The sequence below is a fragment of the Stenotrophomonas sp. Ps181 genome (genome assembly GCF_025697425.1).
GTDB lineage: Bacteria > Pseudomonadota > Gammaproteobacteria > Xanthomonadales > Xanthomonadaceae > Stenotrophomonas > Stenotrophomonas sepilia.
Window position 1 is genome coordinate 80,893 of record NZ_JAHWBI010000007.1, and the last position, 17,024, is coordinate 97,916.

The window sequence follows — 17,024 nt, forward strand, 5'->3', positions numbered from 1 at the left end:
CTTACCTCGGCAGCAACGGCAGCAGCAGCGCGTGCGCGTCCACCAGGGATCCAACGATGCGGTGCCCCAGGGCACGCAGCTCTTCATCCGGATGCACCAGGTCAGGCACCTGGATCACGGTCATGCCGGCCGCCAGTGCCGCGCGCGTACCGGCCGGTGAATCCTCCAGCGCCAGGCAACGCCCGGGCACCTGCCCCAGCCGCTGCGCGGCCAGCAGGTAGATATCCGGCGCCGGCTTCGGCCGCGCCACGTCGCCACTGGTGATCACCACATCGAAATACGGCAGCAGGCCGGCAGCGGCCAGCTTGCGGTTGGCCCGCGGCTGCCGCGTGGTGGTGGCCACCGCCCGCGGTACCGCGTGCGCCTTCAGCAGCTCCAGCAGCTCCAGGATGCCCGGACGCAACGGCAGGCCGGTCTGTGTGCGCGCTTCGTACAGTTCGTGGCAGCGTGCAGCGACCGCCTCGATCACGCTGTCCTCGATACCCTGCGCACGCAGCAGCGCGTGCGTGTCACGGTCACCGAGGCCGACCATGCGCAGGAACACCGCCTCGTCCAGGCCCAGCCCGAATGCGTCGGCGGCCTCGCTCCAGCAGGCCAGCGAGACCCGCTCGCTGTCGATCATCAGGCCGTCCATGTCGAAGATGACGGCGTCGGGAAGGAACGGCAGCGCAGCGAAGGGGGTCATGGAGCGAACAACGTATCCAGGTCGGTGGAGGTGAGCTGCCGCCATTGCCCTTCGTCCAGCCCCTGCAGGTCCAGCCCGCCGACGCGGCTGCGGTGCAGGGCCTGCACGTGGTTGCCGGTGGCGGCGAACATGCGGCGTACCTGATGGTAGCGGCCTTCGTGCAGCACCAGCCGCGCACGGCGCGCATCCAGCACCTCCAGTTCAGCCGGCAGCAGGGGCGTCTTCTCGGACTCAAGCATCAGCGTGCCGCTGGCGAACAGCGCTGCCTCGTCGCCGCGCAGGTCCTCGCTCAACTCGACCTCATAGACTTTCGGCAGCTTCGACTTCGGCGAGATGATCCGGTGCAGCAGGCCACCATCGTCGGTCAGCAACAGCAGGCCACTGGTCTCGCGGTCGAGGCGGCCGACCGTGGACAGCACCGGATCACGGTCGCGGAAGCGCGGCGGCAGCAGGTCGTAGATCAGGCGGCCGGTGTCCTTGGTCGAGCAGGTGTAGCCGGCCGGCTTGTGCAGCGCGATCGACAGGCCCACCGGCGGGTCCAGCGGCTCGCCATCAACCCGGATCGCCTCATGCGGCACCTGGTCGTCGGCATACAGCACCTCGCCGTCGGCGTCGGTGATGCGGCCTTCGCGGAACATCCACTGCACCTGCTTGCGGCTGCCGTAGCCCAGGTTGGCGATGTGCTTGACCAGCTTCACTTGCCCTTCCCCTTCACTGCTTCAACCAGCTTGAAGCCGTCGCGCTCGGCGACCACGCGCACCGCGCCAAAGCTCTCGTTGAGCGTGTACTCATACGGCAGGTGGCGATTGGCCACCACGTACAGGCGTCCGCCCGGGCGCAGCGCCTGCGCGGCCACGGCGATGAAGCGCTGGCCAATGTCCGGGCGATCGGCGCGCGACGGCGTGTGGAACGGCGGGTTGCTGATGATGACGTCGTAGCCCGGCTCGATGCCGGCGGTGACGTCGCGCCACAGGAAGCGCAGCGGCAGCGGGCGCGGCGGCGGCGCCAGGTTCAGCTCGGCCAGCGCCAGTGCGCGTTGCTCGGCTTCGTACAGGTCCAGCGCGGTGATCTTCGGGCAGCGTTCCAGAAGTTCGCGCGACAGATAGCCGTAGCCGGCGCCGAGGTCGGCGGCGCGTCCGGCCAGGTCGGCCGGCAGGTGCTCGGCCAGCAGCGCCGACGCCGGATCGATGCGATCCCAGGCGAACACGCCCGGGCGGCTGAGGTAGCGACCGCCCACGATCGGGCGCACCGCATCCAGCGCCGACCAGCGCTTGGCCAGGTCAGCGTCGTGCTGGCCCTGCAGCGGGGCGGTCCAGTACACGCGGCAGTGGTTCTTGGTCAGGCAGCCACCGAGGCCGGCCAACTGCTTGAGGTCGCCCTCGCCCGAACGCGCACCTTCGTTGTTGGACTGGCAGGCAACGATGCGGCCGCCATCGGCGACCAGCGCCAGCGCACGGGCGAACAGCGCACGGGCTTCTTCGCGCTGGCGCGGCGGCAGCACCAGTACCAGCGGATAGCGGCCCTTGCCGGCCGCGTCATCCAGCTGGCCGCTGACGGTCCAGCCGGCAGCCTGCTGCAGCGGTTGCGCGAACGGGGCGAAGCTCTGTTCGCAGTGCACCTCGCGGTTGCCGGCCGCTTCGCGCAATGGCCAGCCATCGCGGGCACGCAGGAAGGCCACCGGGCCCTCCGGCCAGTGCAGGGCGCCTTGGGAGAACGGCAGGAGCAGGGTCTGCAGGGGGGCGTCGTCGCTGGAGGCCATCGGCGCGGGTACTTCAGGCGTGAGGGCCGTCCATTGTACCGGCTTGGCCGGGCCGGCCCCGGCGGCCCGCTTTGCGAAACCCGAACGGGGCCTTGATCCGCCAGAAACATTGAAACGTTCAGGGTAGAGGCTCCCCCCGGAAACCCAGGAGAACCTGCATGCGAGCCTTGTTCGTCGGTGGCGTGGTCGACAACAGTGAAATGGACCTGGAAGGCAGCCATCCGCCCGTGCACTACCCCGAGGACACCGGCGGCGGCCACTCGCGCTACCGGCTGCACCAGGTCGGTCATGGCGCCGACGGCAGCGTTGCCTACGCCGTCTATGGGGCACCGGACCTGGCCGATGACGAGGTGGCGAGGGTTGCAGAGGAGCGGGCGTACGCACGCCGATTCGAGGCGACGCCGACCCTGTTCGAGCATTGACACACCGGTAGCGCCCGAGCCCACGCTCGGGCGACGGCGCAGCCGAGCGTGGGCTCGGCTCTACATCCGATCAAGGCGCCTTGGGTGGCAGGCGGTTGATGCTGGCGATTTCATCCAGCCACACGTGGTGCTGCTGCACCGGCGTGTCGTAGTCATCCAGGCGCAACTGGCCGTTGCTGCCTTCGTCGCCGGCCTCGTTGCGGTATTGCTGCACGGTTGGCCTCACCGCCACCGTGCCGAGCAGGCGGCGGCCATCGTGCAGAATCAGTTCCACCTGCGTTTCGCCATCCAGCTGCGGCAGCAGGGCTTCCAGGCGCGCGATCTGCGCCGGATCGGTGTGGATACGTGGAGCTATACGGGACATCGGCGACCTCCTGACTGCAGGGTCGCCGATCGGCCGTGAATGTTCAGTGCAGCGCGCTGTCCGCGCGCGGCACCTGCACCTTGCGCACGGCAGCCACCAGCTGCGCCACCGAGTACGGCTTGGCGACGTGCTCCTGGAAGCCCGAGGCCAGCGCGCGGCGACGGTCGTCGGCACGCGCCAGTGCAGTCACCGCCACCGCAGGCAAGGTCGCCGCGTCCACGCCCATGTCCTCGCGCAAGGTGCGCACCAGGCCATAGCCATCCATGCCCGGCATGCCGATGTCGGTCAGCAGCACGTGGTACTGCAGGTGGCCGGTGTCGGCCAGCAATGCCAGCGCTTCGCCGGCCGAACTGGCCGCCGACACGCTGGCGCCCTGCTCTTCCAGCATGCGCCGCAGGTACTCCAGCACTTCCGGCTGGTCTTCCACCGCCAGCACATGCATGCCGCGCAGCGGATACGGCTCGACGATCACCGGCTCCAGGATCGGCCCGCTGATCACTTCACGCAGCGGCCGCCGTTCGGCATCGGGAACATGCTGGGGCAGGCGCACGGTGAAGGTCGCGCCGTGGCCGTGGCCCTCGCTGGCGGCAGTGACCGTGCCACCATGCAGTTCGACCAGCTGCTGCACGATCGCAAGGCCCAGGCCCAGGCCGCCATGGCGACGGGTGGTGGTGCCGTCGGCCTGGCGGAAGCGGCTGAACAGATGATTGAGGAATTCAGGTGCGATGCCATCACCGCTGTCACGCACGGTGATCTCCCAGTAGTTGCCGTCGGCCCGCAGCTGCAGGTCGATGCGGCCTTCAGCCGGGGTGAACTTGATGGCGTTGGACAGCAGGTTCCAGAACACCTGCTGCAGGCGCGTGGCGTCGCCCAGCACCAGGCTGGGTTGCGCGGGCAGCTGCAGGTGCACGTCCAGCGCCTTGCCTTCGGCCACTAGTTCCTGCGCGCCGATCGCCTCACCCAGCACCGCGCACAGGTCCAGCACTTCCACCTCCAGCTGCACCTTGCCCAGCAGCATGCTGCTGAGGTCGAGCATGTCCGAGATCAGCCGCTTCTGCGCACCGGCGCTGTTGGCGATCACGTTCAGGCCCTTGTACAGCGGGCTGGTGTTGTCCACGCGCTGCAGCAGCAGTTCGCTCCAGCCGAGGATGGTGGTCAACGGCGTACGCAGCTCATGCGACAGCGTGGCCAGGAATTCATCCTTCAGCCGCGCCATGTTTTCCGCAGCACTGCGCGCGGCGCGCTCGGACTGCAGCAGTTCCTCGCGGGCGAGCTCGATCTCGCGGCGTTCGGTCACGTCCGGGCTGCTGCCGGCCAGGCCGATGAAACGGCCCATGCGCGAGAAGCGCGGGCGCGCGTTCATCTCCAGCCAGCGCCACTGGCCATCGGCGCGGCGTGCGCGCACCAGCGCATGCATCGAGCGCTGCGCTTTCAGTGCTTCCTGCAGTTCGTACTCGAAGACCGACGCGTCGTCCGGATGCACCAGGCCGCGCCAGACGTCCTCCGGCACGCGCGTCTCGTCGCCACCGAAGAACTCGCTGAAGGCACTGTTGACGAAACGGGCATGGCCGCGCTCGTCCAGCACCCACACCGGCATCGGCAGGCCGTCGGCCAGCGCGCTGAAGCGGGCTTCGCTTTCGCCCAGCTCCACTTCCATCTGCTTGCGTGCGGTGATGTCGAAGAACAGGATGCCGACCTTGTCCTCGCCCGGCCGGCCCACGCGCACCGCATCCACCGCGAACGAGCGGCCCAGCGCACGCGCTTCCATCTCGAACTGGGCCGGGCGGCCGCTGCGTGCGACCTCGCCATAGATGCGGAACCAGTCCTGCTCATGGCCGGGCTCCAGCGCCGTCATGCGCTTTCCACGCGCATCCTTCAGCCCGGTGTGGCGCTCGAAGGCATCGTTGACCTCGATGAAGCGGTAGTCGACTGCGCGATCACCCTCGAACAGCACCTGGATCACGCAGAAACCCGCGTTGATGCGCTCAAGCACGCCACGATGCAGGTCAGGTTCGGGCGCCGGCACCATCATCGGTGGGCGCTCCACGAGGGGCGGCAGTGTGGACAAGGGTGTCTGTGCAGGCCAGGTTGGAGGCACAGCATCTTCCAAAGGGCGTATTCACAGCGTCAAGCGCCGTCAGTCATGGTTGACGTCGATGAATTGGCGGCAACCGCCCCTGCACACGACGCAGCCGGCCATTGCCGATACCGGGAAGCAGGATCACACTCGATCTGAGATCAACATCGCCCCCATCGAGGGGACGCAGGAGACCGTGATGAAACGCTCACTCGCGATTGCCCTGTTGGCAGGCGCCCTGGCGGCGGGCGGCGCCAGCGCGGCACCGCGCACCGTGACCGACCCGGAAGCCCCCCGCGCATTGCAGGCCGATGGCCCGGTCAGCGTGAAGTGGGACGATCCGGCCAAGTTCACCGAGATCCGCCAGAGTACCAACCGCTTCGAAGCCGAGCGTGGCGACTGGGTGCAGCAGCTGGCACGCTACCTGCAGACCGCTGCCGCCAAACCGCTGCAACCGGGACAGACGCTTGATGTGACCCTGGTCGACATCAAGCGCGCCGGTGACTACGAGCCGTGGCACGGCCCGCGCGGCCGCGACATCCGGATCATGCGCGACATCTATCCGCCGCGGATCAGCCTGCAGTACACGCTGAAGGACGCCAGCGGCCGCATCGTCAGCGAGGGCGACGCGCGCCTGAGCGATACCGGCTACCTGCACAACATCGGCCTGAAGAGCGACAGCGATCCACTGCGCTACGAGAAGCGCCTGATCGACGACTGGGTGAAGCGGCAGCTGACAGCGCAGGCCACCGCAGCACGGTAGGTCCATCGGTAGGTGTCGACCTTGGTCGACACGCATTCACAGCGCCAACCAAGATAGGCTGCTGCTGAAGCCGAGCGTGGGCTCGGCTCTACACGTACAGCTTCGCCACGCGCTTGACCGCGCACGGCAGCTGGTAGGCACTCACGCCACAGCGCGGCGCCAGCTCCGACAGCGTCGGCGCGGAGCCCCACAGCTCCACCACGCTGCCGATGCCGGCCTGCGGATGCGCGGTCAGGTCCACCGTCAGCATGTCCATCGACACGCGCCCGATCAGTGCACCGGGCTGGCCGTCGATCAGCACCGGGGTGCCATTCGGTGCAAACTGCGGATAACCGTCGGCATAGCCGAGTGCAACCACGCCCACGCGGGTGCGCGCCTTGGCCACGAAGCGCGCGCCATACCCCACCGGTTCACCGGCTTCGATCCAGCGCTCGGCGATCACCTTGGACTGCATCGTCATCACCGGGCGCAGTCGCTCGGTCAACACGGTGTTGTCCGGCAGCGGGTTGGCGCCATACAGCATCAGGCCCGGGCGCACCCAATCGCTGCGCACCTCCGGCCAGCCCAGCAGTGCGGGCGAGTTGCACACGCTGGTCTCGCCCTCCAACCCGTCAATGGCGCGCGCGAAGGTCGCCGCCTGTTCGCGGGTGCGTTCGCTGTCCAGCTCATCGGCGCGCGCAAGGTGGGTCATCAGCACAATGCGCTCGACCTGCGGCAGCGCCGACAGGCGCGCGTGCGCCGCGCGGAAGCTGTCCGCGTCCAGGCCGAGGCGGTGCATGCCGCTGTCCAGCTTCAGCCACACCGTCAACGGGCACGGGCTGTCGAACGCCGCCAATGCCTCCACTTGCCACGACGAACCGACGGCGAACCAGAAGTCATGCTCGGCCACCAGCGCCATGTCGCTGGGCTCGAAGATGCCTTCCAGCAGCAGGATCGGCGCACGGATGCCGGCCTGGCGCAGCTCCAGTGCCTCTTCGATGGTGGCCACGCCGAATCCATCGGCCTCGCCTTCCAGCGCCTGCGCACAGCGCACCGCGCCATGCCCATAGGCATCGGCCTTGATGATCGCCAGCGCCTTGCCCCCGCCCAGTTCACGGGCGAGGCGGTAGTTGCTGCGCAGGGCGCCCAGATCGATCAGCGCGCGGGCAGGACGCATGTGCGGTTCTCGTGTTGCGGCGCGTGACCGTACTGGCCGTAGCGGAAAATATCCAGGCCTTCGGTGCTGATCTGCGGCTGTCGCGCGCTCATCAGGTCGGCAAGGTAGCGGCCTGAGCCGCAGGCCATGGTCCAGCCCAGCGTGCCGTGTCCGGTGTTGAGGTACAGGTTGCGGAACGGCGTGGCGCCGATCACCGGCGTACCGTCCGGCGTAGCCGGACGCAGGCCGGTCCAGAACTGCGCGCGCGACAGGTCGCCGCCCTTCGGATAGAGATCCCTGACCACCAGTTCCAGGGTCTCGCGGCGGCGCTGCGACAGCGACAGGTCGAAGCCGGCCACTTCGGCCATGCCACCGACACGGATGCGGTCGTCGAAGCGGGTCACCGCCACCTTGTAGCTCTCATCGAGGATGGTCGAGGTCGGCGCCATCGCCGGGTCGGTGATCGGCAGGGTCAGCGAATAGCCCTTCAGTGGGTACACCGGCAGGCGCATGCCCAGCGGTGCGACCAGCGCTGGCGAGTAGCTGCCAAGCGCGACCACGAAGCGGTCGGCGGTTTCCAGCTTGCCGTCGATGCGCACGCCGGTGATGCGGTCGCCATCGAATTCCAGGCCGGTGATGTCCTGGTCGAAGCGGAATTCAACGCCGGCATCCACGCACATCTGCGCCAGGCGGCGGGTGAACAGCTGGCAGTCGCCGGTCTGGTCACGCGGCAGGCGCAGCGCGCCGACCAGGCCATCGACGTGGGCCAGGGCCGGTTCGGCCTGGATGATGCCGGCGCGGTCCAGCACCTCGTACGGCACGCCGTACTGGGCCAGGATCTCGATGTCCTGCGCCGAGGCATCCAGCTGCTGCTGGGTGCGGAACAACTGGGTGGTGCCCAGGTCGCGGCCTTCGAATTCGATGCCGATCTGCGCGCGCAGCTCGTTCAGGCAGTCGCGGCTGTACTCGGACATGCGCACCATGCGCGCCTTGTTGATCGCATAACGCTCGTGGGTACAGTTGCGCAGCATCTGCCACAGCCAGCGGTACTGGGCCAGGTCCATGCCCGGCCTGATCGCCAGCGGCGCGTGCTTCTCGAACAGCCAGCCGATCGCCTTCTTCGGCACGCCCGGCGCCGCCCACGGCGAGGTATAGCCAAATGACAGCTGGCCGGCATTGGCGAAGCTGGTCTCCAGCGCCGGGCCGGGCTGGCGGTCGATGACCGTGACTTCAAACCCGGCCTGTCGCAGGTACCAGGCACTGGTAGTGCCGATCACGCCGCTGCCGAGAACTAGGACTCGCATGGGACTTCTCCAACCCGATCATTCCCTGCACTGGAGCGTGCCGGGGCCATAATTGGGGAAGTATAGACAGGCGATACCAGTTGATTTGCCTGAATTGAAATCCACCGGCAGGATGTTCTCCTGCAATTCATTCCCCGAGGTTGACGGCCATGGCCACCCGTACCCGCGAACTGGACAAGATCGACCGCAAGATCCTGCGCATCCTGCAGGCCGAAGGCCGCATTTCCTTCACCGAGCTGGGCGAGCGGGTCGGCCTGTCGACCACCCCGTGCACCGAGCGCGTGCGCCGCCTGGAACGCGAAGGGGTGATCACCGGCTATCACGCCCACCTCGACCCGGCCGCAGTGAAGGCCAGCCTGCTGGTATTCGTGGAGATCAGCCTGGCCTACAAGTCCGGCGACATCTTCGAGGAATTCCGCCGCGCCGCGCTGAAGCTGCCCAACGTGCTGGAGTGCCACCTGGTGTCGGGCGACTTCGATTACCTGCTGAAAGCACGGATCAGTGAAATGGCCTCCTACCGCAAGCTGCTCGGCAGCACGTTGCTGACACTGCCGCATGTACGTGAGTCGAAGAGCTACATCGTGATGGAAGAGGTGAAGGAGACGCTGAGCCTGCCGATTCCGGATTGAGGCCGCCTGTGGGTTGGGGTCAGATCCCGCAACGCGGGCTCTGACCCCGGATCCGTCAGCGCTGCTGCGGATGCTTCTGCGAGCGCTGTTCCTGCTGCTTGCCGCCCTTGTGCGGCGGCTGCGGCTCCATCTGCTGTTGCTGTTGCTGCTGCGGGTTACGGCCCTGCGGTTCCTTGCCGGGATGACGGTTCTGCTGGTTTTTCATGGTCGCGATCCAGTGGAAGGACATGCGGCGGCGGAATGCCGGCGCAGGGCCACGGTGGTCCCGCAACGGTTAATCGCAGGCGAAAAAGCAGTGATCGGCTGGATGCTGTTTTCGTGCGTTCAGCCCGCTCAGCGTCAGCTAGCAGCCAACCTTGGTGGCACCCGGACTCAGCGCTTGATCTGCTGCCCATCGCCGGCCGGCACGCTGTCGTAATAGCGGCCGGTGCGCGAATCGAACACGCGGTTCGGGCCGGCCGGGCGCACGCCAGGAACGATGCGGCCATTGCGGTCATAGACCTTGTCGGCCGGCTTCGGCACCGGCGCCGGCGCGACCCTGGCCGGACCGGTGGACTTGATCGGCTGCGCCGGTTGCGGCGACGGCAGCACCTGCGGTTGCGGGCGAGCGGCCTGTGCCGGTGGTGCCACGGGCTGCGGCGCCACGGTGGTCGCGCTGCGGGTCGCAGTCGGGTCGGCGGTCGGTACCTGCGCCAGCGCCACGATGGGCAACAGGGCCAGCAGCAGGGGAAGGATCGGTTTCATGGCACGCTCCAACGTGGATCGCGTTCACCTTGCGCCTGCCCCTGTGTGCCGCCCATGAACAGCCATCACACTTGCAAGGTTGCGCTTTCACCCCCACGTTTTCCGCCATCCCCAGGCCATCGACCCCACGGAGCGCCACCATGACCGCCTTCGACCTGACGCCCCCCACTGCCACCCAGACCGAGGCGCTGGTCGCCGGCCTCAGCAGCGAAGAACGCCGCGTGCTGCTGCAGCACGGCACCGAGGCACCGTTCTGCGGGGTGTTCCTCGACAACAAGCGCGAGGGCGTCTACTGCTGCCGGCTGTGTGCGCTGCCGCTGTTCCGCTCCAGCACCAAGTTCGACTCCGGCACCGGCTGGCCCAGCTTCTTCGCCCCGTTCGACCCGGCGCACGTGCGCGAGATCCGTGATACCAGCCACGGCATGGTGCGCACCGAGATCACCTGCGCGCGCTGCGGCAGCCACCTGGGCCACGTGTTCCCGGACGGTCCGCCGCCCACCTACGAGCGCCACTGCCTGAACTCCGTCTCACTTTCGTTCACCGCCAACGGCGAGCCCTGGCCCGATCCCTTGCAGCGCGGCGGTGCAGAAAGCGGCGTGGCGGGCTGAAACACCCCGCTGACCGATTTCACAGAATTCCCTCTTCAGAAAACCAGGCGACGGGCCGACAAGGAGATATCCCCTCTCCTTGCGTCGCCCCATGCTCATCATCGTTGGATTCCTGGTCGTCATCATCAGCGTGATCGGCGGCTACCTCGGTGCCCACGGCCGCCTGGGTGCCCTCTGGCAGCCCTATGAGCTGGTCATCATCGGCGGCGCCGCGCTCGGCGCCTTCCTGGTCGGTACCCCGGCCAAGACGGTCAAGCAGACCCTGCAGGCCATGGTCGGTGTGTTCAAGGGCCCGCGCTACAAGCAGCAGGACTACATCGATGTGCTCAGCCTGCTCTATGAACTGCTCAACAAGGCCCGCCGCGAAGGCTTCATGGCGCTGGAAGACCATGTCGAGCGCCCGGCCGAAAGCGCGCTGTTCGGCAACTACCCCAAGGTGCAGGCCGACCACCACCTGATCGACTTCATCACCGACTGCCTGCGCCTGATGATCGGCAGCAACATCGAGCCGCACGAGCTGGAGCCGCTGCTGGAACTGGAACTGGAAAAGCACCACGCCGAGGCCATGGCACCGTCGCAGGTGCTGACCAAGGTCGCTGACGGACTGCCCGGTTTCGGCATCGTCGCGGCGGTGCTGGGCATCGTCATCACCATGGGCTCGATCGGCGGCGACATCATCGAGGTCGGTGGCCACGTGGCCGGTGCACTGGTCGGTACCTTCCTCGGCATCCTGCTGGGCTATGGCTTCGTCGGTCCGATGGCCGCCGCGATGGAGGCCCGCGCCGAGCAGGACAGCCGCATCTACGAATCGGTCAAGACTGCCCTGCTGGCCTGCCTGCGCGGTTACAACCCGAAGATCGCGCTGGAATTCGCCCGCAAGACGCTGCCGTCGAACGTGCGCCCGGCCTTCTCCGATTTCGAGCAGCACCTGAAGACGGTCAAGTAAGCCATGGCCGAGAACAAGCCCACTGTCATCGTCCGCCGGGTCAGGAAGGCCGGCCACGCCGCCCATCACGGAGGGTCGTGGAAGGTGGCCTATGCCGACTTCGTGACCGCGATGATGGCGTTCTTCCTGGTGCTGTGGCTGATGGCCACCACCAACAAGAACGACCGTGCGGCCATTTCCGAGTACTTCCGCAACCCCAGCCCGCTCAGTGGGCAGAACGCCACGCCGGCGCCCGGCATGGCCGGACCGGGCGGCGCCAGTACTTCGATGATCAAGCTGGGCGGTGCCACCGACATCTCGCGCGGCAACAGCAACGATCCCTTCCAGAACCAGAAGGAGGCCGTGCCGCAGCCGGTGGACCAGCAGCAGCGCGACAAGCAGCAGCTGGAAGCGCTGATGAAGGAACTGCAGGAGGCGATCAGCAGGAGCCAGGCGCTGGAGCCGTTCAAGGACCAGCTGCTGCTGGACCTGACCCCGGAAGGCCTGCGCATCCAGATCGTGGACAAGCAGAACCGGCCCATGTTCGACCTTGGCAGCGCCACGCTGAAGCCGTACACGCAGCAGATCCTGCACGAGCTGGCCGAGTACCTGAACCATGTGCCGAACCGGATCAGCCTGACCGGCCACACCGACATCACCGCCTATTCGGCTGCGCGTGGCTACGGCAACTGGGAACTGAGCGCCGACCGTGCCAATGCCGCCCGGCGCGCGCTGGTGGACGGCGGCCTGGAGGACAGCAAGATCACCCGCGTGGTCGGCCTGTCTTCATCGGTGCTGTTCGACAAGGCCGACCCGCAGAACCCGATCAACCGCCGCATCAGCATCGTGGTGATGACCCGGGCCGCCGAAGCGGCCGCCCTGGCCGGCGCCGGTCCGCAGGTCGGGTTGTCGGCACCTACCGCTGACGCCGACGTGCAGGCCGCGCAGGGGCCGACAAAGTAATAGACGGTAGCTGCGGGCCAGGGTCCGCACCTACCAGGGGCATCACCCCGCACACCCGCTACAATGGTGGTCTTTCCGTTTCCAGGTGACCCCACCCCATGTCCCAGTCCTCCAAGGCCAAGCGTGACAAGCGCAAGAAGCAGCAGGGCAAGCGCCCGTTCCTGCGCCTGAATGCCCAGCAGCAGGTGCAGAACCATGCCGTGCTGACCAACGAAGACGGCCAGGTGGTCGCCGCCATCGGCCTGCAGGGCCGCGAATGGCTGCTGGCCATCGGTGGCCAGACCATGGGCAACGCCGAGAACCCGGTGCCGATGCTGGCCATGCTCAAGCACCTGTCCAACGTGCAGGAAAAGGAAGGCCGCAAGGTCAACCTGGAGTATTCCGAGCTGCTGCAGAAGCTGCTGGACACCCTGGCCGCCGAATCCGGCCAGACCGCTGACGAGTACCTGGACAAGCTGGTGTCCGAGTTCGAGACCGTGGAAGCCGAAGAAGGCGAAGAAGCCGCTGAGGCCGCCGAAGGCGATGTGGTTGAAGCTGCTGCCGACGCCGAGGCTACCCCGGCCGCTGACAGCGACAGCAAGCCGCAGGCCTGAACCGGCCGCGGCGGTGACGGTCTACGTCGATGACGCGGTGCATCCCTGGCGCGGACAGCGCTGGGCGCACCTGATGGCCGACACCCTGGCCGAGCTGCACGCGATGGCGGCGCAGCTCGGCATCCCCCCGCGGGCCTTCCAGAACAAGGCCAGCGGTGCCCACTACGATGTCACGGCCGAGCTGCGCGCGCAGGCGATCGCGCTTGGCGCCCGGGCAATTTCCCGGCACACCGAGCGCGAGCTGGTCAAGGCGGTGATCGCCAACGCCCGGGCGCAGTACCGGCCGTAGGCTCGGCTGCCGTTTGCCTCCTGTAGAGCCGGGCCGATGCTCGGCTGCTCTTCGCGAAATGCCGCCGTGGTGGGTGCGGACCTTGGTCCGCACATCTGGCACAGGGCATGCCAACCAAGGTTGGCATCCACTTGTAGGCGGGCTCCGCACCCACCTGCCCGCTCAGAACGGGTCGCTGCCCAGCCGGATTTCCACGTTCAGCAGCGAGCACAGCGCCAGCATCGCGTCATCGTCGCGGGTCAGCGCCATCACCCCGGCAAAGCCATCACTGCCGGCATCCACGCTCCACAGCGTGTAGTTGTGCTCGCGCAGGCGGTCGAAGGCGGTGGCCATCAGCTGCACGCCGTCCAGGCCTTCGGCAAAGTCCTCGTCGTCCAGGTCGCCACCCCAGTCCAGCTGCAGGTTGAAGCGCGCCGACAGCTCGTTGACCGCCGACTGCAGCGATTCCAGGTCGTCGCGCTCCACATCGAAACCGGACTGCCAGGCGATGGCGGTGAACAGCGCCGGCAGCCAATCACTGTCCGCTTCCAGCGGCTGCCCGTCCTCGGACAGGCGCTCGCGCCAGCGGTTGAACTGCTGCAGGGCCAATTCTTCGTCGCCCGGGTTGATCAGCACCAGCAGGTTCCAGACCCGCGCCTCGAATCCGTCCTCGTCGAAGTCGTGGATGTCTTCCTCGAAGTCAAAATAGTCGCTGTTGTCGGGCATGGCGGAACGTCCTCTGGGGCAGGCCGGCATTCTACGGTTTATCCTGTGCCGCTGAAGCCGGCCTTGGTGGCCGTCACTGTGAATGAAGATGAGCGATACCCCTCCCGACCACCTGGCGATCAACCCGGCCAGCCCCTTCCATGATGCACAGGCGCTGGAGCGCGGCGTCGGCGTGCGTTTCAACGACGTCGAGCGCGACAACGTCGAGGAATACTCGGTCAGCGAAGGCTGGATCCGCGTGCAGGCCGGCAAGGCCCGCGACCGCCGCGGCAACCCGATGACCATCAAGGTCAAGGGCAAGGTCGAGGTGTATTTCCTGGACCAGAAGCCGGAATAACCGGCACCGGCATGTAGAGCCGAGCCTGTGCTCGGCTGCTTTTCGTTCCGGGTTCATGACGCCTGAAGCAAGCGCAGCCGAGCACGGGCTCGGCTCTGCATGCCAGGGTGGAATCCGCGTCAGCGTCAGCAACGCCCGGTCCCAGGCGTCATTCGCGCTTGCGCGATTCCAGCAGGTCAAGGTTGCGGATCAGGCGCCGCGAGATCTCGTCGGAGATCACCCCGCGCCGGGTCAACCGGAACAGTTCCTCGCGTTCGGCATTGAGGCCGGCGCTGCGCAGCTGGCGGTACCCCAGCTCCATCCGCCGCACCTTCTCCGGGTCCACGTCGGGCCCGTCGTTGTCCTTCTCCAGGTGCCGCTGGTACAGCAGGCTCACCCGCGAGGCAGCGTCGTTGTACAGCTGCACGTTCTCGGTGTTCTGGTTCATCACCAGCTGCTGGCGCATGCGCTCGACCCCAGCCAGCGCGGCCTTGGACGACAGCCGGCGTGCCAGGTCCTCTTCCTTGCGCTCGCCCGAATCGGCCGGCAGCTGCAGGCCCTTCAGCAGCTGCGGCAGCGCCACGCTGGCGCCGACCAGCGAGAACAGGATCACCGCCGCGGCCAGGAAGATCACCAGGTCGCGCGCCGGGAACGCGCTGCCATCAGGCAGGAACAACGGCAGGGTCAGCACGCCGGCCAGGGTGATCGCGCCGCGCACGCCGGCCACCGAGGTCGCCACCACGATGCGCCAGTTCGGTGCCTCGCCGCGCTCCAGGCCTCGACGGCGTGCACGCAGCAGGTTCCAGCGCAGCGACAGCCATACCCACAGCAGGCGCAACAGGATCAGCGCTAGGTTGATCACCACCACGTACACCAGCAGCCACCATGCACTCTGGTGGCCGGACTCGTTCATGGTGGTGGTGGCGCGTTCGACGATGCCGGGCAGCTGCTCGCCCAGCAGCACGAACATGATGCCGTTGAAGCTGAACTGCAGCATGTTCCAGACGCCCGCGCGCTGTACGCGCATGCTGCCGGAGACACGGCCGGTCAGCTCGACGTAGCTCATCGCGATGCCGGCCGCCACGGCAGCGAGGATGCCCGAGGCATGGATTTCTTCGGCCAGCAGGTAGGCCGCGAACGGGATCAGCAGGTTGACCAGCATTGCCGCACCCGGTTCCTCGCCGAAGCGGCGCCACAGCCAGCGCTGGAACGTGGACACGCCGAGGGTAACCGCTACGCCCACCGCCAGGCCGGCCACCGCCACCCACAGGAAGGTCAGCGAGGCCGTGGCCAGCGAGAAGGAGCCGGTCATCACCGCCGCCACCGCGAAGCGGAAGCAGACCAGGCCGGACGCATCGTTGAGCAGCGACTCGCCTTCCAGGATGTGCATCAGTCGCTTGGGAATCGGTGCCTTGGAGGCGATCGCGCCGACCGCCACCGGGTCGGTCGGCGAGACGATGGCCGCCAGCGCAAAGCACACCGCCAGCGGCATCACCGGAATCATCCAGTGGATCAGCAGGCCGGCACCGATGACGGTGAACACCACCAGGCCGAACGCCAGTTCGAGGATCGCGCCCTTGTCGCGGAACAGGCCCTGCTTGGGAATGCGCCAGCCGTCCAGGAACAGCAGCGGCGGCAGGAACAGCAGGAAGAACACTTCCGGCTCCAGCGCGTGGCCGCGGTTGAACACCCCGGCGATGACCGCGCCCAGGCCGATCTGCACCAGCGGCAGCGGCAACGAGAACGGGAGGACGCGAACCAGGTAGCCGCTGGCGACAACGGCCACCAGCATCGCCAGGACGACTTCAATGGTATGCATGCTTCTTCCAGGAAGCGGCGCGCGGGGAGGCTCGAAGGCCAGCGCCGGAAACCCGGAAAAAACTACCACATGCGGCCATGAGCGCGACGGCCGGGGCGGTCGCGCGTCAGCCCCGGCTCATGCCCCGTCGAAGCGGTACAGGTCCATGGCGAGGAAGCCGGCGTCGATGCCGGCATCGATGCGGCGTGCACCGAAGCCGTCCTCGCCGGCTGCGCCCATCGCGAAGAACAGCGGCAGCAGGTGCTCGTCGGTCGGGTGCGCGCGTTCGGCGAATGGCGCCCGCCGGCGGTAGTCGAACAGGGCCTGGCGATCATCGGCGGCCAGGCGCTGTTCTACCCATTCGATGAAGGGCCGCACGTACGGCGCTTCCTTGCCGTCCTGGTAGTCGCCCCAGTCGTGCAGGTTGTGGGTGATGCTGCCCGAGCCGACCAGCAGCACGCCCTGCTCTCGCAGTGGCGCCAGTGCGCGGCCCAGCGCGAACTGGTGCTCGGGGCCGAGCAGCGGCTGGATCGACAGCGGCACCACCGGGATGTCGGCCTGCGGGCGCAGCAGCCGCAGCGGCACCCACGCGCCATGGTCGAGGCCACGCTGCGGGTCGAGCGCCACCGGCAGGCCGGCGGCGGCGATGCGGCCGGCCACTTCTTCGGCCAGCGCCGGATCGCCCGGCGCCGGGTACTGCAGTTCGAACAGCGCGCGCGGGAAGCCGCCGAAGTCATGGATCGTCGGCGGCTGCGGATGCGCGCCGACCAGCGGCTGCCGACCCAGCCAGTGCGCCGAGGCCATCACGATGGCGCGCGGCGTCGGCAGGTCGCGCGCCAGCTCGGCCAGGCGCACGCCGACCTGGCCCGGATGCAGGGCGGTCATCGGCGAGCCGTGGGAGATGTACAACGAAGGCAGGCGGGACATGGAATGCTCCAGTTGCAG

The 17,024-nt window shown here is 67.7% G+C and carries 21 protein-coding genes; 9 read left to right on the forward strand and 12 right to left on the reverse strand.

Annotated features, from left to right (window positions below; genetic code table 11):
* Nucleotide 1: 1 nt before the first annotated feature.
* Genes KXV01_RS16530 through KXV01_RS16540 form a run of 3 tightly spaced genes read right to left on the reverse strand, consistent with a single transcriptional unit; the run spans nt 2 to nt 2,444 of the window.
* Nucleotides 2-685 (reverse strand): HAD family phosphatase, encoded by a 684-nt coding sequence (locus KXV01_RS16530; RefSeq protein WP_049412750.1) that lies wholly within the window; start codon nt 683-685, stop codon nt 2-4.
* Nucleotides 682-1,383, reverse strand: coding sequence for a pseudouridine synthase (locus KXV01_RS16535; protein ID WP_049412748.1), 702 nt, complete (start codon nt 1,381-1,383; stop codon nt 682-684). The genes KXV01_RS16530 and KXV01_RS16535 overlap by 4 nt, the downstream gene beginning before the upstream one ends.
* The gene (locus tag KXV01_RS16540) at nt 1,380-2,444 is read right to left on the reverse strand and encodes a class I SAM-dependent methyltransferase (protein ID WP_049412746.1); all 1,065 of its coding nucleotides are present in this window, start codon (nt 2,442-2,444) and stop codon (nt 1,380-1,382) included. The genes KXV01_RS16535 and KXV01_RS16540 overlap by 4 nt, the downstream gene beginning before the upstream one ends.
* Nucleotides 2,445-2,602: 158 nt before the next feature.
* On the opposite strand from KXV01_RS16540, the gene KXV01_RS16545 reads away from it, so the two are divergent.
* Entirely contained in the window at nt 2,603-2,866 is a 264-nt protein-coding gene (locus tag KXV01_RS16545) for a hypothetical protein (protein ID WP_005407925.1), read from the forward strand.
* Nucleotides 2,867-2,936: 70 nt separating this feature from the next.
* Here the strand turns inward: KXV01_RS16545 and KXV01_RS16550 are convergent, their stop codons facing one another.
* Nucleotides 2,937-3,230 carry a DUF3247 family protein gene (locus tag KXV01_RS16550; RefSeq protein ID WP_005415124.1) on the reverse strand — a complete coding sequence of 98 codons (294 nt, stop codon included), beginning with the start codon at nt 3,228-3,230 and terminating at the stop codon, nt 2,937-2,939.
* A gap of 43 nt (nt 3,231-3,273) precedes the next feature.
* Entirely contained in the window at nt 3,274-5,262 is a 1,989-nt protein-coding gene (locus KXV01_RS16555) for an ATP-binding protein (RefSeq protein WP_049412744.1), read from the reverse strand.
* A gap of 244 nt (nt 5,263-5,506) precedes the next feature.
* Between KXV01_RS16555 and KXV01_RS16560 the strand changes: the two genes are divergently transcribed.
* On the forward strand, nt 5,507-6,070 hold the full coding sequence (locus KXV01_RS16560) for a DUF3016 domain-containing protein (protein WP_049412742.1): 564 nt from the start codon (nt 5,507-5,509) through the stop codon (nt 6,068-6,070).
* A gap of 88 nt (nt 6,071-6,158) precedes the next feature.
* Here the strand turns inward: KXV01_RS16560 and alr are convergent, their stop codons facing one another.
* Together alr and KXV01_RS16570 are read right to left on the reverse strand one after the other, a co-directional pair.
* A complete protein-coding gene (alr, locus tag KXV01_RS16565) occupies nt 6,159-7,226 on the reverse strand; it encodes an alanine racemase (RefSeq protein ID WP_111097034.1) in 1,068 nt (355 codons plus the stop codon).
* On the reverse strand, nt 7,205-8,509 hold the full coding sequence (locus KXV01_RS16570) for a D-amino acid dehydrogenase (protein WP_099486354.1): 1,305 nt from the start codon (nt 8,507-8,509) through the stop codon (nt 7,205-7,207). The genes alr and KXV01_RS16570 overlap by 22 nt, the downstream gene beginning before the upstream one ends.
* A gap of 149 nt (nt 8,510-8,658) precedes the next feature.
* Between KXV01_RS16570 and KXV01_RS16575 the strand changes: the two genes are divergently transcribed.
* Nucleotides 8,659-9,138 (forward strand): winged helix-turn-helix transcriptional regulator, encoded by a 480-nt coding sequence (locus KXV01_RS16575; protein WP_005407919.1) that lies wholly within the window; start codon nt 8,659-8,661, stop codon nt 9,136-9,138.
* 55 nt (nt 9,139-9,193) lie between these two features.
* On the opposite strand, the gene KXV01_RS16580 is transcribed toward KXV01_RS16575, so the two are convergent.
* Together KXV01_RS16580 and KXV01_RS16585 are read right to left on the reverse strand one after the other, a co-directional pair.
* The gene (locus tag KXV01_RS16580) at nt 9,194-9,367 is read right to left on the reverse strand and encodes a hypothetical protein (protein WP_049440114.1); all 174 of its coding nucleotides are present in this window, start codon (nt 9,365-9,367) and stop codon (nt 9,194-9,196) included.
* Between the two features lie 143 nt (nt 9,368-9,510).
* Nucleotides 9,511-9,882: a hypothetical protein gene (locus KXV01_RS16585; protein ID WP_049412735.1), complete on the reverse strand. Its 372-nt coding sequence runs from the start codon at nt 9,880-9,882 to the stop codon at nt 9,511-9,513.
* Nucleotides 9,883-10,022: 140 nt separating this feature from the next.
* Here KXV01_RS16585 and msrB point away from each other — a divergent pair, with 140 nt between their 5' ends.
* The 5 genes from msrB to KXV01_RS16610 all read left to right on the forward strand — a co-directional run bounded on the left by msrB (nt 10,023) and on the right by KXV01_RS16610 (nt 13,260).
* Complete coding sequence (gene msrB / locus KXV01_RS16590) at nt 10,023-10,490, forward strand: peptide-methionine (R)-S-oxide reductase MsrB (RefSeq protein WP_049412733.1); 468 nt, start codon at nt 10,023-10,025, stop codon at nt 10,488-10,490.
* Nucleotides 10,491-10,581: 91 nt separating this feature from the next.
* Nucleotides 10,582-11,436, forward strand: coding sequence for a flagellar motor stator protein MotA (motA, locus tag KXV01_RS16595; RefSeq protein ID WP_263467947.1), 855 nt, complete (start codon nt 10,582-10,584; stop codon nt 11,434-11,436).
* Between the two features lie 3 nt (nt 11,437-11,439).
* A complete protein-coding gene (gene motB / locus KXV01_RS16600) occupies nt 11,440-12,378 on the forward strand; it encodes a flagellar motor protein MotB (RefSeq protein WP_111097033.1) in 939 nt (312 codons plus the stop codon).
* Nucleotides 12,379-12,476: 98 nt separating this feature from the next.
* The gene (locus KXV01_RS16605) at nt 12,477-12,971 is read left to right on the forward strand and encodes a hypothetical protein (RefSeq protein ID WP_049440119.1); all 495 of its coding nucleotides are present in this window, start codon (nt 12,477-12,479) and stop codon (nt 12,969-12,971) included.
* A gap of 13 nt (nt 12,972-12,984) precedes the next feature.
* Nucleotides 12,985-13,260 (forward strand): DUF4031 domain-containing protein, encoded by a 276-nt coding sequence (locus tag KXV01_RS16610; protein ID WP_049412728.1) that lies wholly within the window; start codon nt 12,985-12,987, stop codon nt 13,258-13,260.
* A gap of 162 nt (nt 13,261-13,422) precedes the next feature.
* On the opposite strand, the gene KXV01_RS16615 is transcribed toward KXV01_RS16610, so the two are convergent.
* A complete protein-coding gene (locus KXV01_RS16615) occupies nt 13,423-13,965 on the reverse strand; it encodes a hypothetical protein (protein ID WP_049440122.1) in 543 nt (180 codons plus the stop codon).
* 88 nt (nt 13,966-14,053) lie between these two features.
* Here KXV01_RS16615 and KXV01_RS16620 point away from each other — a divergent pair, with 88 nt between their 5' ends.
* The gene (locus KXV01_RS16620) at nt 14,054-14,302 is read left to right on the forward strand and encodes a DUF3297 family protein (RefSeq protein WP_005415112.1); all 249 of its coding nucleotides are present in this window, start codon (nt 14,054-14,056) and stop codon (nt 14,300-14,302) included.
* A gap of 148 nt (nt 14,303-14,450) precedes the next feature.
* Here the strand turns inward: KXV01_RS16620 and KXV01_RS16625 are convergent, their stop codons facing one another.
* Both KXV01_RS16625 and KXV01_RS16630 read right to left on the reverse strand, forming a co-directional pair.
* The gene (locus KXV01_RS16625) at nt 14,451-16,100 is read right to left on the reverse strand and encodes a Na+/H+ antiporter (protein WP_005415111.1); all 1,650 of its coding nucleotides are present in this window, start codon (nt 16,098-16,100) and stop codon (nt 14,451-14,453) included.
* Between the two features lie 117 nt (nt 16,101-16,217).
* Nucleotides 16,218-17,006 carry a class III extradiol ring-cleavage dioxygenase gene (locus tag KXV01_RS16630; protein ID WP_099486360.1) on the reverse strand — a complete coding sequence of 263 codons (789 nt, stop codon included), beginning with the start codon at nt 17,004-17,006 and terminating at the stop codon, nt 16,218-16,220.
* Between the last annotated feature and the right edge of the window lie 18 nt (nt 17,007-17,024).